The organism is Micromonospora sp. NPDC092111 (genome assembly GCF_044755745.1).
Taxonomy (GTDB): domain Bacteria; phylum Actinomycetota; class Actinomycetes; order Mycobacteriales; family Micromonosporaceae; genus Micromonospora.
On record NZ_JBIVRQ010000002.1, the window covers coordinates 509677 to 530082 of the forward strand.

At 73.5% G+C, this 20406-nt stretch carries 17 protein-coding genes; 6 read left to right on the forward strand and 11 right to left on the reverse strand.

Features of this window, described 5'->3' with window-relative positions; genetic code table 11:
• Nucleotides 1-14 precede the first annotated feature (14 nt).
• Nucleotides 15-1214, forward strand: coding sequence for an acyl-CoA dehydrogenase family protein (locus tag ACIQG9_RS08395; RefSeq protein ID WP_400399221.1), 1200 nt, complete (start codon nucleotides 15-17; stop codon nucleotides 1212-1214).
• Nucleotides 1215-1771: 557 nt separating this feature from the next.
• On the opposite strand, the gene ACIQG9_RS08400 is transcribed toward ACIQG9_RS08395, so the two are convergent.
• The 3 genes from ACIQG9_RS08400 to ACIQG9_RS08410 form a co-directional block, all read right to left on the reverse strand.
• Nucleotides 1772-2809, reverse strand: coding sequence for a hypothetical protein (locus ACIQG9_RS08400; protein WP_400399223.1), 1038 nt, complete (start codon nucleotides 2807-2809; stop codon nucleotides 1772-1774).
• Entirely contained in the window at nucleotides 2806-3747 is a 942-nt protein-coding gene (locus ACIQG9_RS08405) for a transporter substrate-binding domain-containing protein (RefSeq protein WP_400399225.1), read from the reverse strand. Before ACIQG9_RS08405 ends, ACIQG9_RS08400 begins: the two co-directional genes overlap by 4 nt.
• Before the next feature lie 139 nt (nucleotides 3748-3886).
• Complete coding sequence (locus tag ACIQG9_RS08410) at nucleotides 3887-5683, reverse strand: alpha/beta hydrolase (protein WP_400399227.1); 1797 nt, start codon at nucleotides 5681-5683, stop codon at nucleotides 3887-3889.
• 187 nt (nucleotides 5684-5870) lie between these two features.
• On the opposite strand from ACIQG9_RS08410, the gene ACIQG9_RS08415 reads away from it, so the two are divergent.
• Nucleotides 5871-6197, forward strand: a complete 327-nt coding sequence (locus ACIQG9_RS08415; protein ID WP_400399229.1) for a hypothetical protein — start codon at nucleotides 5871-5873, stop codon at nucleotides 6195-6197.
• On the opposite strand, the gene ACIQG9_RS08420 is transcribed toward ACIQG9_RS08415, so the two are convergent.
• The 7 genes from ACIQG9_RS08420 to ACIQG9_RS08450 all read right to left on the reverse strand — a co-directional run bounded on the left by ACIQG9_RS08420 (nucleotide 6184) and on the right by ACIQG9_RS08450 (nucleotide 14065).
• Nucleotides 6184-7722 carry a serine/threonine-protein kinase gene (locus tag ACIQG9_RS08420; protein ID WP_400399231.1) on the reverse strand — a complete coding sequence of 513 codons (1539 nt, stop codon included), beginning with the start codon at nucleotides 7720-7722 and terminating at the stop codon, nucleotides 6184-6186. The genes ACIQG9_RS08415 and ACIQG9_RS08420 overlap by 14 nt on opposite strands.
• Before the next feature lie 31 nt (nucleotides 7723-7753).
• Nucleotides 7754-8296 (reverse strand): hypothetical protein, encoded by a 543-nt coding sequence (locus ACIQG9_RS08425; protein WP_400399234.1) that lies wholly within the window; start codon nucleotides 8294-8296, stop codon nucleotides 7754-7756.
• Between the two features lie 116 nt (nucleotides 8297-8412).
• Nucleotides 8413-11991 (reverse strand): adenylate/guanylate cyclase domain-containing protein, encoded by a 3579-nt coding sequence (locus tag ACIQG9_RS08430; protein ID WP_400399236.1) that lies wholly within the window; start codon nucleotides 11989-11991, stop codon nucleotides 8413-8415.
• Nucleotides 11988-12785 carry an MBL fold metallo-hydrolase gene (locus ACIQG9_RS08435; protein ID WP_400399238.1) on the reverse strand — a complete coding sequence of 266 codons (798 nt, stop codon included), beginning with the start codon at nucleotides 12783-12785 and terminating at the stop codon, nucleotides 11988-11990. The genes ACIQG9_RS08430 and ACIQG9_RS08435 overlap by 4 nt, the downstream gene beginning before the upstream one ends.
• Nucleotides 12786-12908: 123 nt before the next feature.
• A complete protein-coding gene (locus ACIQG9_RS08440; protein ID WP_400399240.1) occupies nucleotides 12909-13370 on the reverse strand; it encodes a RidA family protein in 462 nt (153 codons plus the stop codon).
• Nucleotides 13371-13381: 11 nt separating this feature from the next.
• Nucleotides 13382-13537 (reverse strand): hypothetical protein, encoded by a 156-nt coding sequence (locus ACIQG9_RS08445; protein ID WP_088959894.1) that lies wholly within the window; start codon nucleotides 13535-13537, stop codon nucleotides 13382-13384.
• 45 nt (nucleotides 13538-13582) lie between these two features.
• Nucleotides 13583-14065: a hypothetical protein gene (locus tag ACIQG9_RS08450; protein ID WP_400399242.1), complete on the reverse strand. Its 483-nt coding sequence runs from the start codon at nucleotides 14063-14065 to the stop codon at nucleotides 13583-13585.
• A gap of 327 nt (nucleotides 14066-14392) precedes the next feature.
• Between ACIQG9_RS08450 and ACIQG9_RS08455 the strand changes: the two genes are divergently transcribed.
• The 3 genes from ACIQG9_RS08455 to ACIQG9_RS08465 are packed head-to-tail and all read left to right on the forward strand — an operon-like array spanning nucleotide 14393 to nucleotide 17205.
• The gene (locus tag ACIQG9_RS08455) at nucleotides 14393-14998 is read left to right on the forward strand and encodes a hypothetical protein (protein ID WP_400399243.1); all 606 of its coding nucleotides are present in this window, start codon (nucleotides 14393-14395) and stop codon (nucleotides 14996-14998) included.
• Nucleotides 14999-15024: 26 nt separating this feature from the next.
• Nucleotides 15025-16002 carry an ArsA-related P-loop ATPase gene (locus ACIQG9_RS08460; protein WP_400399245.1) on the forward strand — a complete coding sequence of 326 codons (978 nt, stop codon included), beginning with the start codon at nucleotides 15025-15027 and terminating at the stop codon, nucleotides 16000-16002.
• Nucleotides 16003-16056: 54 nt separating this feature from the next.
• Nucleotides 16057-17205 (forward strand): ArsA family ATPase, encoded by a 1149-nt coding sequence (locus tag ACIQG9_RS08465; RefSeq protein WP_400399246.1) that lies wholly within the window; start codon nucleotides 16057-16059, stop codon nucleotides 17203-17205.
• Between the two features lie 6 nt (nucleotides 17206-17211).
• Here ACIQG9_RS08465 and ACIQG9_RS08470 read toward each other — a convergent pair whose 3' ends face one another.
• A complete protein-coding gene (locus ACIQG9_RS08470) occupies nucleotides 17212-17532 on the reverse strand; it encodes a WhiB family transcriptional regulator (RefSeq protein WP_319460489.1) in 321 nt (106 codons plus the stop codon).
• A gap of 404 nt (nucleotides 17533-17936) precedes the next feature.
• On the opposite strand from ACIQG9_RS08470, the gene ACIQG9_RS08475 reads away from it, so the two are divergent.
• Nucleotides 17937-20366, forward strand: coding sequence for a penicillin-binding protein (locus ACIQG9_RS08475; protein ID WP_400399249.1), 2430 nt, complete (start codon nucleotides 17937-17939; stop codon nucleotides 20364-20366).
• Nucleotides 20367-20406: the final 40 nt, after the last annotated feature.

A 20406-nucleotide genomic window follows, 5' to 3' on the forward strand; every position in this document is an offset into this window, starting at 1 on the left:
CCTGGAGGCCCCCGATGGACTTCGACCTCACCCCCGAGCAGGACCAGCTCCGCGACGCCGTCCGGGCGCTGGGCCGGCGGTACGGCCACTCCTACTTCGTGGCGAAGGCGAAGGCCGGCGCGCACACCACCGAGCTGTGGGAGGAGGCCGGCCGGCTCGGCTATCTCGGCGTCAACATCCCGACCGAGTACGGCGGCGGGGGCGGCGGCATCACCGAGCTGGCCATCGTCTGCGAGGAGCTGGCCGCCGCCGGCTGCCCGCTGCTACTGCTGGTGGTCTCCCCCGCCATCGCCGCCACCGTGATCAACAAGCACGGCACCGAGGAACAGCGCAGGCGCTTCCTGCCCGGCTTCGCCGACGGCTCGCTGAAGGTGGTCTTCGCGATCACCGAGCCGGAGGCCGGTTCCAACTTCCACCGGCTCGGCACGGTGGCCCGCCGCGACGGCGACGACTGGCTGCTGTCCGGCCGCAAGTGTTACATCTCCGGCGTCGACGAGGCACAGTACGTGCTGGTGGTGGCCCGCGTCGCCGTCCCAGACGGCCCGGCGGGTGCCGCTGGCCCGGCGGGTGCCGCTGCCCAGAAGCTCCGGCCGGCGCTGTTCGTCGTGCCGACCGATGCACCCGGGCTGACCCGGTCCAGGCTGGACATGGAGATCGTCTCCCCGGAGAACCAGTTCCTGCTCTACCTCGACGACGTGCGGCTGCCCGGTGACGCGCTGGTCGGCGAGTCGCTGGACGCCGGCCTGCCGGCGCTCTTCGCCGGGTTGAACCCGGAGCGGATCACCGTCGCCGCGATGGGTGCCGGCACCGGTCGGTACGCCATCGAACGGGCCAGCGAGTACACCGCCACCCGCAAGGTCTGGGGCGGCCGGACCATCGGCTCGCACCAGGGAGTGGCGCACCCGCTGGCCCACGCGGCGGTGCAGGTGGAACTGGCCCGCCTGATGATCCACAAGGCGGCCACCCTCTACGACGCCGGGCGGGACCTGGAGGCCGGCGTCTCCGGCAACATGGCCAAGTACGCGGCCGGGGAGGCCGCCGCGCTGGCCGTGGACACCGCCGTACAGGCCCTCGGCGGGGCCGGCATGACCACCGAGTACGGCGTGGCGACGCTGCTCGGCGCGGTCCGGGCCGGCCGGATCGCCCCGGTCAGCCGGGAGATGATCCTCAACTTCGTCGCCCAGCACGTCCTGTCCCAGGACAAGTCCTACTGACCCACCCCCGCCATGGCCCCGCCCCCGGTCGAGGTGCACCGCAACTCCTCGCCGGCCTCCGAGCCTCGGCGGGGCAATCCCCTCGGGCCGAGCGGTCCCATCGGGCCGAGCGGTCCCGCCGGGCCGGGCAGCCCCGCGGTCCCGTCGGGCCGGGCGGTCCCCACAGGCGGGGCGGCCCTCTCGGAGCGGGGCGGCCCTCTCGGAGCGGAGCGGCCCCACCGGGGGCGGGCGATTCCGTCGGGTTGGGCGATTCCGTCGGGCAGGGGCGGCAATCCTCGGAACGGGAGCTATCCCCTCGGGAGGGAGACGATTCCCTCGGGAGCGATATGCCACTCAGGTATAAATATGCCTGAGTGGCATATCGCTGTCCGACGTACTAACGACAGGCGAGGAACGCTGTCGAGCAGACGCCGTCCCGCCGGCCGGACACGAGGGCAGCCGGAAGTCGACCGCACCGCGCGGTGACAGCCCGAAGCGGTCGACCCACACACGGTGACAGCCCGAAGCGGCCGAACCGCACGCACGGCGACCGCCCCGAAGCCGACCGGACGGCGCGGTCAGCGGACGGCGCGGCAGGCCGCGTCGGTGCGGTGCACCGGGCGTACCCGCCGGCCCAGCCCCTCCAGCAGCGAGTCCTCGACGTGGTAGTCGCGGATCCGCAGCCGGTGTCGGGGCAACTCCTCCTCGCTGGGGCAGAGCACCTGGGCGCGGACGTCGTCCACCGGCACGTACCGGACGCCACCGCGCTCCTGGAGCAGCACCATGCTCACGTCGTCCACGGTGACGACGTGGCCCCGGACGTCCTCGGTCACGCCGGGCGTCGACTCGACGGTGGTCACGGTGAGCGGCAGCACCGGCGTGGTGATCACCGGCAGGGCCGCCCAGACCAGCATGGCCAGCACCGCCGCCTCGGTGATCGAGGCGAGCGGCCGGATCACCGCCCCCGGCAGTGGCCCGGTCACCGCGAGCGCGAGCAGCGGCGGGACGACCAGCAGCAGCAGCGCGAGAAGTTCCCGCTGTTCCCAGGCGTCGACCAGGGTGGGGGCGAGCAGCCAGCCGTAGCCGGCGAGCAGCGCCACCAGGATCAGCATCCGGGGCACCACCTGTTCGTGCAGCCGCACCGGGGTGAGCTGGAAGGCGGCGACGAATGCCGGGACGAGCAGCGGCAGGTAGAGCAGTTGCCAGGTGACCAGGGCGAGCAGGAAGCTGGCCACCACGAACCAGGCCGGGGTGATGTCCGTCCAGCGGACGAAGAGCGGGCGGCGGACGGTGGGCGGCATCCGCTCGACGCTGACCCGCAGCACCGCGCCGAGCGCGAAGACCGCGACCAGGCCGGTGGAGAGCAGCCGGGCGGCGGTGGTGAGGAAGCCGGCCAGCAGGTTCACCGGCCCGACGTTCGCCACCAGCAGCAGCGTGGTCTGGAGTTCGCCGCCCGCCTCGACGCCGAGCCGGAGCACCGAGAAGATCGCGGGCACGCCGACCACGGCCGTCCAGAACGACTGGCTGGCGCGGGCCCGCCGTTCCGCCGGGTCCCACCCGGCCGCCACCGGGACGGTGGTGGCGCCCAGGTCCTGCGGGACGGCCGGGGCGGTCATCGGGTCGGCGCCTTGTCGTCGAAGTCGACCAGCTTCGGCACGTCCAGCGGCTGCGGCTGCGCCTTCTCCGCCTTCAGCCACGGCCCGAGGGTCCGGTTGTACGCGGTGAGCCACGGACTGCTGATCCCGCTGCGGCCCTGGAGGTAGCTCTTCTGCAGGGCGAAGGCCACCAGGTCGCGCAGGGCGGGGTCGCCGATCGGCACGCCGACGCCGAGCAGTTCACTGGTGCCGAAGGGCATGTCGACGATCTCGAACTCGGTCGGGTAGAGGGACAGGAAGCCGGCGAGGATGGTCTCGTCGGAGCTGACCGCGTCGTAGCGTCCCTCCCGGATGCCCTTGACGCAGTCGCCGACCTCCTTGACGACCAGTGCCTTGATGTCGTGCTTGCCCAGCTCGGCCTCGGTGGTGGAGCCGCCGCTGGTGCAGACCTTGTACTGCGGCTCGCGGAGGTCCTCGATGGTGCGGATCTTGTCCTTGTGCCGGGTCGGCACCATCACCTCCTGGGTGGTGACGAAGTACGGCCCGGCGAAGCTGACCAGCTTCTTGCGTTCCTCGGTGATCGAGAAGCTGGACACCACGAGGTCGACCACCCCGCCCTGGAGGGCCGGGATCCGGTCCTCGGTGGTCACCGCGACCCACTCGATCCGCTGGTCGCCCTCGTAGCCCAGGTAGGAGGCGACGTAGCGGGCGATCTCGACGTCGAAGCCGGTGTGCGCGCCGTTGCGCAGCTCGCCCATCAACGGCTCGGTGGTGGCCACCCCGATCTTGATCTTCGGCTGGCCGTTGATGTGCGACTCGCGCAGCTTGTCGAGCACCGACGGCAGCGGCGGGTCGCGCCGGTTGTCGCAGCCGGCGGCTGCGGCGAGGGTCAGGGTCAGCGCCACCGCCAGGGTGGTGGCGACCGATCGGACCCGGCGGCGGGAGGAGATGTCGTTCATCGGCGAACCTCGCTCACGGGGACAGCCTGGGGGAAACCGAGGGTAGCTGTTCCGGTCCATCAGCGTGGCCACGCCCGGCCGGGTGGAGGGCCCGGGGTACGACGGGCGTCCCGAGCGCCCGTCGTACCCCGGAGTCGGTTCAGCGGACGGTCAGCGAGCCCACCACGGGCAGCGGCGCGACGACCGGCGGGAGCCGCTTCGGCTCGCCCCGGGCGGGCAGCCCCTCGGCGGCCAGCGCGGACTTGGCCGCGTCGACCCGTCCGGCGGCCTCCGGCGTCTCGACGAAGGGCTGTTCGTCTCCGACGCAGACGGTGCCCTTCGCCGGCAGCACCCCCCGGAGCAGGTACGCGTCCACCGCGTCGGTCGCGCACGCCGACGTCCCGTACGCGGTGTGGCCCCAGTTGTCGCTGCTGAGCAGCCGACTGTTCGGCAGCAGCTTCGCCGAGGTCACCGCGCCCTGGTAGTTGGTGGCCGGGTCCCAGTAGTTGCCGACCACCAGCACCGGCGCGGCGGTCCGGCGGTCGAACGGTCCGGTCCAGGCGTCGGAGTCGCGGACCGTCCAGGCGTCCCGGGCGCAGGGGGCGGTGGCCCAGGCCCAGGCCCGCCCGAAGTACGGTGCCCGCCGGTCCTCCTGGGCGCTGAGCGCCGGCCAGTCCGCGAGCTTCTTCGGGTGGTACGCGTCGGTGCAGTCGACGCCGAGGAAGGTCTCCAGCCCGTTGTTGTACGGGAAGTCGTACCGTCGCTGCTGCTCACGGGCCTGGGTGGCGCGCTGGCCGAGCGCCCTGCGGGCCTCGGCGAGGCGGGCCGGCGACACCGACCCCGGGTCGGTGGCGGCCAGCAGCTGTTCGGTGATGGCCACGATCGACTGCCAGCCGTCCGGGCTGTAGAGCGAGCTGAGACTGGCACCGACGAAGTCGGCGTAGCTGACGGTGAAGGGGCCGGCGTCCGGGTCGTCGATCACCACCGGCTTCTTCCGGAGCCGCTGCGCCACCAGTTCGTACGAGGCGACCGGGTCACCGGCGGCGAGGGAGCACGCCTGCGGGCCCGCCTTGTCGCACCGGACCAGGATCTCGCGCAACGCCCGGTACGCCCCGTCGGCGCTGCGTAGCCGGGTCTCCTGGAGCTGGTCGCGGGCCGGGCCCCGGCCGACCCAGGCTTCGGGGTTGAGCACGCCGTCGACGACCAGCGCGCGGAACCGGTCCGGGAACATGGTGGCGTAGTACTGGCCGAGCGCGGTGCCGTAGCTGAAGCCGAGGTAGCTGAGCTTCTTGTCGCCCACCGCCCGGCGCAGCACGTCCATGTCCCGGGCGACCTCGGCGGTGGACATCGCCCCGGTCAGCGGCCGACCGGTGGTGGAGCACGCCGTGCCGACCGCCTTCGACGACTTCAGGTACGCCTTCTCCTCGTCCTTCGTCCACGGGAAGGCGACGTTCAGGCCGGCGTACGCCCGGGTCTGCTCCTTCACCGACGGGAAGCACCTGACGTTGTCGCTGGCGGCGACCCCGCGCGGGTCGACACCGACGATGTCGAAGCGGTCGAGCAGGTCGTCACCGAGGAAGTAGGGCGCGGCGAGGGCGATGTCCGTGCCGGAGCCGCCCGGGCCGCCCGGGTTGAGGAAGAGGCTGCCGATCCGGGCCTGCTGGTCGCGGGCCTTGACCCGGAGCAGGGCGATCTCGGTGGTCGCGCCCTTCGGCCTGTCGTAGTCCAGCGGCAGCCGGACGGTGGCGCACTCGGCGTAGCCGTAGCAGGCGTACCAGTCGAGCTTCGGCGTCGGGACACTGTCGACGCGCCGGGCCTCGGCGATGCTGGTGCGGTCCGAGCTGGCCGGCCGGGCGTGCGGAGCGGTGGGCGCGGCGGTGGCCGGGGCGACCGCCGATCCGGCGAGGACGAGGCCGGCGATTCCTGCCGCGGTCAGGGACCGGGTTCTCCGTGGCATGTGGATCCTTCCGGTGGGGGACGGGACGTGCCGAGGAAAAACCTCGACGTCCGTCACTCTAAAAAATCCGACCCACCCGACGGGTCCCGCAAAACCCCACCAATCGGGCGGACACCGTCGGATACCCGTCGGTCTACCCAGCGCCATGCCCGATTGACAGCGGGCCGGGCGCAGCCATGCTTGTCGGGTGAGGAAGATCCTGAGGCCGGACGCGCGGACCGTGGCGGTGGTCGCGGCGCTCGCGGCAGGCGCGGTGCTGCTGGCCCTGGCCGTCCACCACCCCGCCGGCATCCTGACGGTGGGGCTGGCGCTGCTCGGCCTCCTCTTCGCGACGGTGGCCGGCACCGCGGTGGCCGCGCTCCGCGAACGCGGTGGCCGGGAAGAGCCGGCCGGGTCGGCACCGCCGGGTCAACCGGACGCCGAGCCGTTCCTCGACGCGGACACCCTGGACGCGCTGGACAGCGCGGCGGTGCTGGCCCGGCTGAGCCGGATGCGCGAGGTCAGCGACCAGTGAGGGTGGGCCCGACCAGGGCGTCCACCCCCCGGCCGGCCAGGCAGCGGTACGTCCGGTCGAGATCCGGGTCGCCGGGCGGCAGCACCTCCAGGTGCCACCCGTTGGTGTAGTCGATCCCGCTGGTCAACCGGAAGGTCCGCGAATTGCACACCGACCGGACCGTCAGGTCGGTGCTGATCGCGGCGTGGCCGGCACCGGTCAGCGCGGTGGGCAACTGGCCCTCGACGTACGTCTCCCAGGTGTGCCGGCCCTCGCAGGAGACCTGGGCGGCCTCCGCCCGGTCGCCGCGCAGCCGCACCGGGCCAAAGCACTCCAGGGCGGGGGCGCAGCGCGCGCCCGCCGGCAGGGTCGCGGCCGTCCCGTCCGCCGCGCAGCCGGGCAGGGTGCCCCAGCGGGCGGCCGGCGAGGACGAGCCGATGGTGGACGGGGTCGGCGTCGGCGCGGCCACCGGCGGCGCGCCACCGGCGACCCAGGCACCGGCGCTCGCCGAGGCCGCCAGGGCCAGCACCCCGGCACCGCCGAGGAACCAACGCCGCCGCCGTCGCACGCTGTGCGGCACGGTCGGGTGGTCGTCCTGGACCGGCGGGCGCGGGCCGGGCTGGCCGGTGGTCCGGCCGATCTGGTACGGCCCACCGGTGGCCGGCCCGCCGCTGACCGGGACGCCGGAGACCGGCGCGCCGCTCACCGGGGCGGGAGCCGGGTCGAGGGGCAGCGCGGTGAGCAGGTCGCGCAGTTCGATCGCCGAGGGCCGGGCGGCGGGATCGTTGGACATCCCGGCGCGGAGCACGTCGACCAGTTCGGTCGGCACCCCGGGCAGGTCCGGGATCGGCTGGTGGAACATCTCCAGCACGGTGACCAGGCTCGGGTTGCGCTCGGACTGCCAGCGCGGGGGCCGTCCGGTCATCACCGCGTAGAGGGTGGCGCAGAGGGCGTACACGTCGACGGCGGGCGAGGGCGGGCTGTGGCTGAACATCTCCGGCGGGGCGTACGCCGGGGTGAGCACCTCCAGGGTGACCGAGGCGTCCCGCACCTCGGCCAGCACCGCCAGCCCGAAGTCGGCCAGCACCGCCGGGTTGAAGTGCGAGTGGAGGATGTTGGCCGGCTTGACGTCGCGGTGCAGCACCCCGGCCGCGTGCGAGTGGGCCAACGCGTCGGCGATCTTGATGCCGAGGTCCCGGGTCTCGGACGCGCCCAGCGGCGAGGTCCGCATCCGTTCGGCGTACGAGCCGTCGCACAGCTCCATGATCAGGTAGGGGTGCTGGTCGACGGTCACCCCGACGTCGAAGAGATCCACCACGTGCGGGTGGGACGACATCCGGCCGGCCGCCCGCGCCTCCCGCAGGAACCGGGCCTGGTCCCGCTCGCTGTCCAGGGTGCGGTTCTCCACCTTGACGGCGACCTCCCGCCCCACCGAGATCTGGGTGGCCCGGTAGACGGTGGCGTACCCGCCTCGGGCAAAGACCTGCAGATCGGTCAGACCGGGCACGATGGGCAGCCGGAAACTGCCGGGCGGGGTCTCGGTCACGGCTTCGAAAATACCCGTTCCGCCGGGGCGCTCAGCGGTCCGTACCGGCGGCGGACACCGGTCCGGCCCCGGCCGACCTGGCCCCGGCACCCGCAACCGGGCCACTGGCCTGGGCATTCGCCGAACCTTCGGCGGGGCGGGCGGTGGTCGCGTCGGACCCGGATCCCGGGGTGGTCGTACGGCGGGCGTCCCACCACAGCCCGACGGCGGTGGCCACCGCGCCCACCCCCTCCCAGAGGGCCACCCCGATGAACCGGTCCGGCGCGACGTCGGCCAGCACGGTGAGGGTGAAGACGGTGAAGGTGACCAGCCGGAAGAACACGGTGAACCGGTAGAACGCCCGCCACTCGGTGGCCACCGCCAGCAGGTAGTAGACGCCCATGTTGAACGAGGCCATCGACGACGCGGTGAGGAACGTGCCGGTGTAGTCGCCGGCCGCCCGGGTCTCGGGCACCTCGAACCCGAGCATCCGGAGCTGCGCCTCCGGCCACACCAGCCCGAGCGCACCGAGCAGCACCGCCAGCACGCCGAAGACCGCAATCGTCCAGCCGGCACCGGAACGCGGCAGCCTCATCTGTCCTCCCACCCGACAGCACGACCGCCACCGGGGACGACCGCGTGAAGTGACACGCTAACCGTCCCCACCGCCGCGCACATCCCCGGAATCGCCAGAGCTGCCGCCGGCGGGCCTCAGCCGGCGGCGGCCAGCCGGGTCCGCAGGGCGTCGGCGGCGGACCGCTCGCTGCGCTGCTCGGTGGCGTACGCCAGCCGGACCGCCTCCTCCGCGCTGGCCAGCGCCTCGACCGGCCGACCGCCGGCAGCCAGCGCCTCGGCCAGCACGCACTCCCCGACCACCTGACTGCGGACGTCCTCCGCCGGGGCGGCCACCGCCCGCCGGGCCCAGTCCAGCGCCTGTTCGAGCTGGCCGTGGGCGAGCAGGGCGGAGGCGTACCGGGCCAACGTCTGGCGGCGGGAGAAGAGCAGCGGGGGCGCGTGCGCCGCGGTCGTCGCCACCGGGGCGAGCAACCCGACCGCGGTGGCCGGGTCCCCGGCGGCGAGCCGGGCGGTGGCCAGCAGCACCCGGGGCGCGGCCTGGGCCGGTGCCTGCGGGTTGTGCGGCTCCACCGTGGTCAGCACCGCCCGCGCGTCCCGCTCGGCGGCCTTCCAGTCACCCAGGTCCAGCGCGACGAAGCCGCGCAGCGTGCCGGCCATCCCGGTGAGCAGCGGGTGCGAGGTGCGACCGGCGTACGCGAGGGCGTCGGTGAGCAGATCGGCGGCGTGCTCCGGCTCGCCCAGGCCACGCGCCACCACACCCCGGACGACCAGGGCGAACCCCCGCCCCCAGTCGTCGGAGACCGCGGCGAAGTCCCGGTACGCCCGACGCGCCTCCCGGTCCGCCTCGGCCACCTCACCCAACTCGGCGCCCGCGAACGCGTCGACCGCCCGCAACGTGCCCACCGCCCACGCCTCGCCGACCCGCTCGCCGAACGGCAGGAAGACCCGGGCCAGCAGGCGGGCCTCCCGCAACCGGCCGGCGAGCAGCCGGGCGAACGCGGTGGTGCCGCGCAGCCAGGCCCGACCGTACGGGTCCTTCAGCTCGGCGAAGAGCCGGGCGGCCCGGCCGAGCACCGCGTCGGTGCCGGCGAAGTCGCCCCGGGTGGTGGTCACCCAGGCCAGGTTCTGCAACGACCAGGCCTGCCCCCGGAGGTCCTTCGTGGCGAGGCTGACCTGGTACGACGCGGCCAGCCGGCTGCTCGCCTGACCCAGCCGGCCGGCGATGAAGTCGGCCATCCCGAGCCGGCGCATGGCCGAGGCGCGCAGGTTGGTCAGCTCCCCGGCGGTGGCCACCTGCAACGCCTCCTGCCAGCAGGCCGCCGCTCGGCCCTGGTCGCCCAGGGTCTGGTGGGCCTGCCCGGCGAGCAGCAGGGCACTGGCCCGGGTGCCCGCGTCGTCACCGGCGTTGGCGGCGATCTTCTCGGCGAAGGCGAGCGCGTCGCCCGGCCGCCCGACCTGGAGCAGCGCCCGGGCGTGCACCACCCGGTCGACCGCGGGCACCCCGTCGCGGGCCAGCTCGGCGGCGCGTTCGGCGTACTCGACGGCCAGCGCCGGCTCGCCGGCCTGCAACGCCCGACGGGCGGCCCGGCCCAGCGCGGCCACGCCCAGCGGGGCGACCGTACGGGCGGGCGCGTCCGGCCGGAGCTTCACCGCGTCGGCGAGGGTGGCGGCCCGCTCGACGTGCTCGGCGACGAAGTCGTCCCGGGCCGCGTCGGAGAAGCCGCCGGGCGGGCTGACCGCCGGGCCGTCCGCGACGGGGCTGGCCCAGCGGGCCAGCGCGGCGTGCCGTTCGGCCAGCTCGGCCTTGCTCACCCCGACGTAGGCGGCCTCCCGCATCAGCGGGGTGGCGAAGGCGTAGCCGGTCCGGGTGCGGTGCAGCATTCGGCGTTGCAGCAGCTCCTCGACGGCCCGCTCCAGCTCGACGGCGGCCACCGCGGCCGGCCGACCGGCCAGCTCGGCGCGCTGCTCGCGCAGCGCCTCCAGGGCCCCGCTGGGCACGGTGTCGCCGACCACGGCGGCGTCCCGCAACGCCGAACGGGCGTCCGGCGGGAGCGCGTCGATCCGGGCGGCGAGCACGGCGGCGAGGTCGCGGGAGAGCAGCCGGCTGCCCAGCGAACCGGGCACCAACCGCCAGCCGCCGTCCGGGCCGGCCGTCAGCGCACCCCGCTCGCGCAGCAGGGTGACCAGTTCGGCGAGGTAGAACGGATTGCCCTGGGCGGTGGCCAGCAGCCGGTCGGCGTCCGGTTGCGGCAGCCGGCCGCCGCCGAGGTAGTTGGTGAGCAGCCGGGAGGCGTCCGCTCCGCGCAGCGGCGGCAGCGCGTGCACCTCGGCGTCGGCGACCCGGGTCAGCGCCCCCGCGGTACGGACCAGTTCCGGGCGGCCCAGCAGCATCACCAGCACCGGGCCGGTGAGCCGGGACAGGGTCGACCCGAGCGCGCTGATCGTCTCGGCGGTCGCGTCGTGCAGGTCGTCGACGACGATCACCAGCGGCGCCTCGGCGGCGAGCGCGCTGAGCAGGTCGGCCACCGCGTTCGGGACCGCCTCGGCGTCGGCGGCGGGCTGGGCGGTGCCCCACTCGCCCTGGTCGGCCGCGCCCCCGGCGGGCAGTTCGGCGTACCCGAGCAGGGCCAGTAGCTGGTCGCCGGCGACCGGGGCGGGATCGGTGCGCAGCCGGCCGAGCCGCTGGCCGAGGCGGCGCAGCCGCTCCTCCACGGCCGGGCGGGTGAGCGCGGTGGCGGTGTCGTTGGGCAGGCCGACGGCGGCCCGGACCAGGTCGGCCAGCGGCGCCAGCCGACGCCGCTCGCCGAAGGCGGCGCAGCGTACGGAGAGCACCCGGGCTCCGCTGTGGGCGGCGTACCGGCCCGCGCCGACGTCGTACCCGGCGGCGAGGCGTTCCACCTCGGCGGCGAACCGGGACTTGCCGATCCCCGCCTCGGCGGTCATCAGCAGCACCCGGGGCTCGGCCCGGTCGATCACCTCGGCGAGCCGGCCGGCCACCCGGCCGATCTCGGTCTCCCGCCCGACGAAGGGCGCCTCGTCGCCGAGCCCCGACCGGGTGCCGGGCGCGTCCAGCAGGCCCAGCAGCTCGTACGCCTCGACCGGCTCGCGCTTGCCCTTGAGCCGCAGCGGGCGCAGCGCCCGCCAGGAGGCGACGTGCCGGGTGGCGGCGGAGGTGCGCGCGCCGGCGTAGATAGCGCCGACGGCGGCGGCGTCGGCCAGCCGGGCGGCGGTGTTCACCGTGTCGCCGATGACCGTGTACTCGATGGCGGCCTGGATGCCGGCGATCACGTCCCCGGTGTTCAGGCCGACCCGCAGGCCGAGCGGGGCACCGCCGCCGCGTTCGTCGTCGAGGACCCGGCGGACCGCGCGCTGCATGGACAGGGCGGCCCGGACGGCCCGTTCGGCGTCGTCCTCGTGGGCGACCGGGGCGCCGAAGACCGCCATGATCCCGTCGCCGGTGAGCTTGTCGACGTGCCCGCCGAAGGTCTTGACCGCACCGGCCAGGGCGGCCAGCACCCGGTCGGTGACCGCGCCGACCCGTTCCGGGTCGAGGTCCTCCGACCAGGAGGTGAAGTCGGAGAGGTCGCCGAAGAGCACGGTGACCACCCGCCGTTCGGCGGTCGGCAGGGTCGCCGCGGCCGGCAGCGCCGCCCCGCAGTTGTGGCAGAACCGCGCGCCCGGGACGGCGAGCGTGCCGCAGACCGGACAGGTCACGGCTGCTCCACCCCGAGGTACTCCAGTTGGGCCCGGACCGACCATTCGGCCGCCCACCACAGCGACCGGTCGACGTCCGCGTAGACCCTCGCCACCACGTCGGGGGCGGTGGTGAGGCCCTCGGCGACGGCGGCCCGCACCTGGTCGAGCCGGGCGCGGCGGTGGGCCAGGTAGAAGTCGGCCGCCGCGCCGCAGTCGGCCAGCGCCGGTCCGTGCCCGGGCAGCGCCGGGATCCCCCGGTACGTCGAGAGCAGTTCCAGGCTGGTCAGGTAGTCGCCCAGGTGGCCGTCGGGGTGGGCGACGACGGTGGTGCCCCGGCCGAGGATGGTGTCCCCGGTCAACACCACCCGCTCGGTGCCGCGCTCGGCGACCAGGCAGACGGAGTCGGCGGTGTGGCCGGGGGTGGGCACGAGCCGGAGGGTGAGGCCGGTGGCCGTCGGCGGCGTGTCCGGGGTCAGCGCCGGGCCGCCGATGGTGTGGGCCGGGTCGGCGGCCCGTACGGCCACCCCGCCCAGCAGCGCGGCGAGGCGGGCCGATCCCTCGGTGTGGTCGGGGTGCCCGTGGGTGACCAGCACGCAGCCGACCGGCCCGAGGGCGGCGATCCGGGCCAGGTGCCCCTCGTCGGCCGGGCCGGGGTCGATCACCACGGCCGGCGCGTCCGGGCCGGCCCGCAGCAGCCAGGTGTTGGTGCCGTCGAGGGTCATCGGCCCGGGGTTGGGCGCACGCAGCAACGTCACCCAGTCCGGCAGCCGGTCGGCCAGCGCGGCCGGCGGTGCCGTCACATGCCCGGTCATGGCTGCGATCGTACGACCCCGCCCGCCACTCCCCGCGATCTTGCGGATCCGGTCCCTGGTTTGTGGCCGTTCACGGCTTTCGGCCAGGCCGCTCGGGCACGATCGCGGGGGGCGGCGGTCGGGTCAGGCGACCTCGACGATCAGTTCGACCTCGACCGGGGCGTCCAGCGGCAGCTCGGCCACGCCGACGGCGGAGCGGGCGTGCCGGCCGGCCTCACCGAAGACGGCACCGAGCAGGTCCGAGGCTCCGTTGATCACGGCGGGCTGGCCGTGGAAGCCGGGCGCCGAGGCCACGAAGCCGGTCAGCTTCACGATCTTGACGACGTTCTCCAGGCCGACCAGCGCGTCGACCGCGGCGAGGGCGTTCAGCGCGCACCGCTCGGCGAGGTCCTTGGCCTGCTCGGGCGAGACGCCCGCGCCGACCTGACCGGTGGCGAGCAGCTTGCCCTCGGCCATCGGGAGCTGGCCGGAGACGTAGACGTGCTGGCCGGACTGCACCGCCGGGACGTAGCTGGCCACCGGGGGGACCACGGCGGGCAGGGCCAGGCCGAGTTCGGCGAGTTTGGCGTGGGGTCCGTTGCTCATCCCGCGGCCCTTCAGCCCTTCGGACGCTTGAGGTACGCGACGAGCTGGTCCGGGTTCGGGCCGGGGACCACGGCGACGAGTTCCCAACCGTCCTCGCCCCAGTTGTCGAGGATCTGCTTGGTCGCGTGGACCAGCAGCGGGACCGTGGCGTATTCCCACTTCTGCATCGGTGAAAGGCTCCCTTGCCTGACGTGGACTGTTCCGCCGACAGCCTACGGTCCGGGCGACGGCCGGGGTGCGGGACGCTGCTCCGGTGCGGCCGGCACCTCACCGCACGGCCCCTCGTGGTCGTACGCCTGGGGGCAGCGGGACCGGTCCGGCAGCAGCAGGTCGCAGAAGACCCGGTGCCGGTTGTTCTGGTCGTCGGCGGTGGAGACGGTGGTCTCGCCGGCGTCCAGCTCGGCCAGGAAGCCCAGCGAGGTGGCCACTGTGCCGGCCAGCGCGGTCGCCGCGGCCAGGTCGGCCACCCGGATCGGCAGGTGGATGACGTAGCCGGGCTCCTCGTCGTCCCGGCCCCGCTCGCCGGGGCGGCTGAGCATCCGCAGTACCTCGGACGGCTCGGCGCAGCGCCGGTACGACCGCTCGTTGATCGGCAGCCCGCCGACCGGCCGTTCCCCGTCGCCGGGCGACCCGGCCCGCCTCGACCGGTCGCCGGGAGTGAACTGGGCTCGGGCGATGTTGTCCGCGTCGCGCATGTACTGCCTCCGGGCCTTGTGCTGTGAATGACCGCCGTCCGGGTCGGACACCCCGCCCCACCCGGTCCCCACACCGGGACGAACGTAGGACCGCACCCCGGGGCGGGACAACGGGACGCGCACGCCCGATCACGTCGAGTCACATATGCGACACATGACTGGTCCGGAAGGCGACCGCACGGGACAGCAGGTCGTGAGCGGTCCGACACGGGCAGCCCATCGACCGCTACCCTTGCGCCTCGGACGGGCGATCAGGGGTCGCCCGCCGCGCCCGTACCCGCGTCTTCGCCAGGGGCGGCGAGGACGCCCCATCCCCCGGGGGACCACATGACCCAACCACCGTTCGGTGGCGCGAGCGGATCGCCGGGCGTCCCGGCGTCGCGGCCAGACCAACCCGACCCGGCCGGGCCCACCTCCCCCGGCACACCGGGGCCCGCCGCGATCCCGCCGCCACCACCGGCCTACCCGGCGTACCAGGCGCCCGCCGCGCCGCGTCGGCGGGGACTGCTGATCGCCTCGCTCTCGCTGGCCGCGGCCCTCCTGCTCTGCGGCGGCGGTGGGACGGTCGCCTTCCTGGCGCTGCGCGACACCGAGGACGGACCGGGCGCCAAGGAGCCCACGGTGGCGGTGGACGGCTTCCTCACCGCCGTCTACCAGGATCGGGACGCGGGCAAGGCGGCGGCCTTCGTCTGCGCCGAGGCCCGCGACCGGAAGAAGATCGACGCCAAGGTCGCCGAGGTACGGAAGCACGCCGCCACCTACGCCAACCCGCGCTTCCGCTGGTCCAGCCCGACCGTCGACAACCAGACCGGCGACCGGGCCACGGTGAGCACCAAGCTCGTCATGACCACCGCCGACGAGAAGATCGCCGAACAGTCGCTGCGGTTCACCGTGGTGCGGAAGACGGGTTGGTGGGTCTGCGAGGTCGGCTGAGCCGACGGGATGGTTAGGCTCGACGGGTGCGAGTAGCTGAGCGGCCGGCCGACCCGGCCGGTACCGGTTGGCCGGCCCGCCTGCACGTGGTGACCGGCAAGGGCGGCACCGGCAAGACCAGCGTGGCGGCGGCGCTGGCGCTCGCCCTGGCCACCGGCGGCCGGCGCACCCTGCTCGTCGAGGTGGAGGGGCGGCAGGGCATCGCCCAGCTCTTCGGCACCGAGCCACTGCCGTACGAGGAGCGCCACCTCGCCGCCGCCCCGGGCGGCGGCGAGGTGCGCGCCCTGGCGGTGGACGCCGAGGAGGCGCTGCTGGAGTACCTCGACATGTTCTACAAGCTCGGCGCGGCCGGCCGGGCGCTGCGCAAGCTCGGCGCCATCGACTTCGCCACCACGATCGCCCCCGGCCTGCGGGACGTGCTGCTCACCGGCAAGGTCAAGGAGGCCACCACCCGCACCACCGGCCAGCGCCGGACGTACGACGCGGTGGTGCTGGACGCCCCGCCGACCGGTCGGATCGGCCGTTTCCTCAACGTCACCGCCGAGACCGCCCGGCTGGCCAAGGTCGGCCCGATCAAGACCCAGAGCGAGGGGGTCTCGGCGTTGCTGCGTTCGCCGATGACCGCGGTGCACGTGGTGACGCTGCTGGAGGAGATGCCGGTCCAGGAGACGGTGGACGCGATCGCCGAGCTGACCCAGCTCGGCTTCCCGGTGGGCCGGGTGATCGTCAACGCGGCCCGGCCGCCGGTGCCCACCGGCCGGGGGGTGACCCGGGCGGAGCTGAGGCGCGGGCTGGCCGCCGCCGGGCTGCCGACCGACGCCGCCACCGTGGCCGGGCTGGCCGACGAGGCGCGGGACCAGCAGGTCCGGCGCGAGCTGGAGGACTCGCTCCGCACCGACCTGGTCGAGCTGGGGCTGCCCCTGACCGAGCTGCCGCTGCTGCCCGACGGGGTGGACCGGGCCGGCCTGGAAGCCTTCGCCGCGCGCCTCCACCGGGCGGATTGACGCACACCTCACCTCGGCACGGGCGCACGGACCCCACCGGCCCGATACGCTCGATTGGTGCCTTCCGAAGACCCGGCGCCTCCGCTGGACGTCGACCAGATCCTCGCCGACCCCGGCGTCCGGATCGTGGTGTGCTGCGGCGCCGGCGGGGTGGGCAAGACGACCACCGCGGCGGCGCTGGCGCTGCGGGCGGCCGAGCGGCACGGCCGGCGGACGGTGGTGCTCACCATCGACCCGGCCCGCCGGCTGGCCCAGTCGCTCGGCCTGACCGAGCTGGACAACACCCCGCGCCGGGTGAAGGGGATCGACGTCGAGGCCAGCGGCGGCGAGCTGCACGCCATGATGCTGGACATGAAGCGCACCTTCGACGACGTGGTGCTCCAGCACACCGACCCGGCGAAGGCGGCGGAGATCTTCGCCAACCCGTTCTACCAGGCCATGAGCTCCACCTTCGCCGGTACCCAGGAGTACATGGCGATGGAGAAGCTGGGCCAGTTGCACGCCCGGGGCGAGTGGGACCTGATCGTGGTGGACACCCCGCCGTCCCGTTCCGCGCTGGACTTCCTGGACGCCCCGGCCCGGCTCTCCCGCTTCCTGGACGGCCGGATGCTGCGGTTGCTGCTCGCCCCGGCGCGCAGCGGGGGGCGGAGCATGTTCAGCTTCGTCACCGCCAGCTTCGGCATGTTCTCCAAGGTGGTGCAGAAGGTGCTCGGCGCGCAACTGCTCACCGATCTCTCCGGTTTCGTCGCCGCGCTGGACTCGATGTTCGGCGGCTTCCGCCAGCGGGCCGAGCAGACGTACCGGATCCTGCAGGCCCGGGAGACGGCGTTCCTGCTGGTGGCGGCCCCGGAGCCGGACGCGGTCCGGGAGGCGGCCTACTTCGCCGGGCGGTTGCGCGAGGAGCGGATGCCGCTGGCCGGGCTGGTGCTCAACCGGGTGCACCGGCCCACCGTGGCGCTGGACGCGGCCGAGAGCCTGGCGGCGGCCGACCGACTGGCCGGGCTGGGTGGTCACGACACCGCGGTCGAGGTGCTGCGCGCGCACGCGGCCCTGGCCCAGCAGGCGGTCCGCGAACGGCTGGTGGCGCAGCGGTTCACCGAGGCGTTCCCGGCGGTGCCGACGGTGTCGGTGACGGCGCAGCCCGCCGACGTGCACGACGTCGACGGGCTGCGGACGATCGGCGCGGCGATCGGCCGGCCGTGACCGGCGTCAACCGGCGGCGGTGACCAGGATCTTGTCCTTGCCCGCCTTGTCCTTGGCGTTCTTCTTCATGGCGGCCTCGAACATCTTGCGCCAGCTCGTCACCTGCGGGTGACGACGCAGCAGTGCCCGACGTTCGCGTTCGGTCATGCCGCCCCACACGCCGAACTCGATGCGGTTGTCGAGCGCGTCGGCCAGGCACTCGTACCGAACTGGGCAGCTCCGGCAGATCCTCTTCGCCACGTTCTGTTCGGCGCCCTGTACGAACAACGCGTCCGGGTCCCCGTTCTGACACGCCGCCAGCGACGGCCAGTCAGTGATCATGCCCATCTGTACACGTCCCCCCTTGCAGTACCTACCGACCTCGTGCGACCAGCCGTCAATTCCCCCTGGTCGTCCGGCCCGTTCCTTCCCCAAGGAGGCACGGACGACGTGTGGCCCTGTCGCCGCCACCATCATGCTCTGTAGTCGCCTGATTACGCAACGTTGTCGGCGAAATCCATCATTCCGGACACTCCCGGCTTCCCGGGCCTTCGCTCGCCGCTTACCCCGTCGGAGTACGTGAAAACGCTGCGCGGGCTCCACCGATCGGTGGAGACTCGGCGCGGGTCACACGCAACCTCGCACCGGGGGTCGTGCGTTTAGCACAACGAGGTCGGCGCACGCAGGAAATGGGGAAAGAACGCCCCAGCGCCCCTCGTTCCCTACTCGCGTACCCTGTCGAGGTGACCTGGATGCGGAAACGTGACCACAATGTCTTCACCAACGCCGCATCGCTGCTTGTCTGTGGCCTGCTGGCCGGCGTGGTCGTCGCGGCGGCGGCCTTCCCCGCGGTGGCGATGTCCGGACTGGCCGCCAAGGCCGGCGCCGAGACCTTCGGCGCGCTGCCGAAGGAGCTGACGGTGGCCCGCGCGCCGCAGATCAGCTACCTGCTCGCCTCCGACGGCAAGACCCCGCTGGCGACCATGTACGACGAGAACCGGCGGGACGTCAAGCTCGCCGACATCTCGCCCTTCATGCAGAAGGCGATCGTCGCCGCCGAGGACCACGACTTCTACAAGCACAACGGCGTGGACCTCAACGGCGTCGCCCGGGCCTTCGTCAACAACCAGTCCGGCACCGCGTCCCAGCAGGGCGCGTCGACGCTGACCATGCAGTACGTCCGGCTGGCCATCGCGTACTCGGCCACCCACCCGGCCGACGTGGTCGCCGCGACCGAGGACACCAGCGCCCGCAAGCTCCGCGAGATGCGCTACGCCCTCCAGATCGACAAGGAGTTCTCCAAGGACGAGATCCTGGAGCGCTACCTGAACATCGCCTCCTTCGGCAACGGCGCGTACGGCGTCTACGCCGCCAGCCAGGTGTACTTCGGCAAGTCCCCGAAGAACCTGAAGATCGAGGAGGCGGCGCTGCTGGCCGGCATGGTCAAGGCGCCGACCACCAACGACCCGACCACCCGCAGCGGCTACCCGCTCGCCCTCGACCGGCGCAACTACGTCATCGAGAACATGGTCAAGATCAACTCCATCACCCGCCAGGAGGCGGACACCGCCAAGGCGGTCAAGCTGGTGGTGAAGGACAAGCGCACCCCGAACGGCTGCGTCGCCACCAACCAGAAGGACTGGGGCTTCTTCTGCGACTACTTCTACCGCTGGTGGCTCGGGCAGGAGACCTTCGGCTCCACCACGTACGACCGGGAGCGGCGGCTCAAGAGCGGCGGCTACACCATCATCACCACCCTGGACGTGCAGGCGCAGAACGGCGCCGACCGGGCGGTCCGCAAGAACCTCGGGGTGAACAGCAAGGCCGCCCGGATGGTCGCCGCGATCGAGCCGGGCACCGGCCGGGTACGCGCCCTCTCGGTCAACCGGAACTTCAAGATCGACGATCCGCGAAAGCCGCAGAACAAGTACTCCAGCGACCCAAAGAAGGCCAGGAAGAAAATCCGGGGCAACTACCCCAACACGGTGAACCCGCTGCTCAGCGGCGGCCAGGGCATCGCCGGCTACCAGGCCGGCTCGACGTTCAAGATGTTCACCATGGTGGCCGCCCTGGAGAAGGGCATCCCGCTCGGCTACACGATCAACTCACCGGCGGTCTTCAAGTCGGACTACATCGTCGAGCAGAACTCGCCGGCCGCCTGCCCGGGCACGCACTTCTACTGCCCGAAGAACGCCAACCCGAGCATGGCCGGCGTACACAACATGTGGAGCGCCTTCGGCAGCTCGGTCAACACCTACTTCGTCCCGCTGGAGCAGCAGGTCGGCGCGGAAAACGTGATCAAGGCGGCGCAGAAGCTCGGCATCACCTTCCGCAGCAGCGACGACGCCCGCCGGGCCACCAAGGAGGGCGGCGCCAACCAGTGGGGTGCCTTCACCCTGGGCGTCTCGTCGACCACCCCGCTGGAACTCGCGAACGCCTACGCCACCCTGGCGGCGGACGGCAAGTACTGCGAGCCGATCCCGGTGCAGCAGATCAAGGACCCGGAGGGCAACAAGCTCGACATCGCCAACCCGCGCTGCGAGCAGCGGATCAGCACCGAGGTGGCCCGGGCCGCCGTGGACGCGGCCCGCTGCCCGGTCGGTGACCGCTCGTCGGTCTCCAGGTGCGCCGGCGCCACCGCGCGCAACGTCCGCAACATCGTCGGCAAGCCGGTGGCCGGCAAGTCCGGCACCACCGACAGCGAGAAGACCTCGTCCCTGGTCGCGATGACCAAGCAGTTCGCGGTCGCCGGCATCATGGCCGACCCGGACTGGGCGCAGACCAGCCAGCAGATGGGTCACGACGAGCCCACCGGCATCAACCCGGCGGTCTACGAGACGCTGCGGGACGCGATGAAGGGCAAGCCCGGAGTCGAGTTCACCGCGCCCAGCGGAAAGATCATCAACGGTGACCAGCGTTCCATCCCGAACGTGAAGTGCCAGTCGGTGGACAGCGCCCGGGCCAAGCTCAAGGACGCCGGCTTCGACGTCGTCGTCTCCGACAACAAGGTCGCCTCGGACTGCCAGGCCGGCTCGGTCGCCGGCACCAGCCCCAACGGTCGCACCATCAAGGGCGGCGTGGTCACCATCGAGGTGAGCAGCGGCGGCGGCAGCACCCCCGGCACCACCAACACCCCCGGCAACCCCGGCAACCCGCCGGGTCGCCCCCCGGGCCGCAACTGACGTCTCCGACGACGACGGGCGGGCACCCTGCGAGGGATGC